Source organism: Anaerofustis stercorihominis (assembly GCF_005844425.1).
GTDB classification, from domain to species: Bacteria; Bacillota; Clostridia; order Eubacteriales; family Anaerofustaceae; genus Anaerofustis; species Anaerofustis butyriciformans.
In genome coordinates this window covers 1-1,231 of record NZ_SPHL01000083.1, presented here as the reverse complement: position 1 = coordinate 1,231, position 1,231 = coordinate 1, and the positions used below count along the sequence as shown (strand labels likewise).

The following is a 1,231-nucleotide window of genomic DNA, read 5'->3' as shown; positions in this document are numbered from 1 at the left end:
GATTAAGTTAAATGATGGCATAGTTAAAATTGCAGTAGCTGTAATAGTAGTAATATTAAATTACTTCTTTACTAAATTTGTATTTAAAAATAAAGAAAAAAAAGATGATAACGCAAAAATAGTAAAAGAAGATAAAAAGAAAAATTCTAAAAATAATGAGGTTTGGTACAAAAAATGGTATATTATTTATAGTATATTGTTCACAGTTATTTCTTTATTTGTTTTTTTTACGTTTATTTATCAAGGGAAGTCTTTTGTTTGGGAAAATGACGGATATGTTCAGCATTATTCTTCAGCTATGTTTTTTGGTAATTATGTAAGGGATATAATAAAAAATTTGATTTTTAATCACGAACTTATAATTCCCATGTGGGATTTAACTATCGGTACTGGACTAGATATTTTTACAACATTAAATTATTATGCTTTTGGTGATCCATTAAGTATTTTTTATATATTCACTCCAGAAAAATATACAGCATATATGTATTCTTTTCTTGTTATACTTAGATTATATCTATCAGGTTTATTTTTTATTTTATTTTGTTTTAATTTTAAGCAGAAAAAGATACCTTCAATATTAGGTGCGTTAGGATATGTTTTTTGTGGATATGCTTTGTTTGCATCTATAAGACATCCTTTTTTTGTAAATCCTATGATATATTTACCTTTAATTTTACTTGGCATTGAACACGTTTTAAAAGGTAAGAGACCTTATTTGTTTATTTTAATGATTGTAATCAGCGCAATAAGTAATTTTTATTTCTTATATATGCTTACCATTGCAGCTGTTCTTTATGCGTTTGTTAGGGTTCTTTATTTATATAAAGATAGAGGATTGTTTTGGAAAAATTTTTGGTATTATCTTTTGAAATTTGTCATTTATTATATTATTGCAATTCTTTTAAGTTCAATACTGTTTTCTCCTATTCTAATTGCCTTTTTTAACAGTTCAAGAGCAAGTGGACAATTAAGTTCATTAAATATATTTTATGATATAACATATTATATAAATTTTATTCAGAATATGTTTAATGTTAATGTTGTAGGTTCTTGGACATATATTGGTTTTAATATATTAACTGTATTATGTTTGTTACTTATTTTTAAAGATAAAAGTAAAAAAGGTTTATATTTACGAAATATCTTAATTATTTTATTAGTAGCTTTAATGTTCCCATTGTTCGGATATATAATGAATGGGTTTAGTTATGTATCAAACAGATGGATT

Annotated in this window: 1 protein-coding gene; it reads left to right on the top strand. The window is 23.6% G+C overall.

Going from position 1 to position 1,231, the window contains the following annotated elements; genetic code table 11:
- On the top strand, positions 1–1,231 hold a 1,231-nt coding region (locus tag FGQ49_RS10245; protein ID WP_171020695.1), incomplete at both ends, for a YfhO family protein.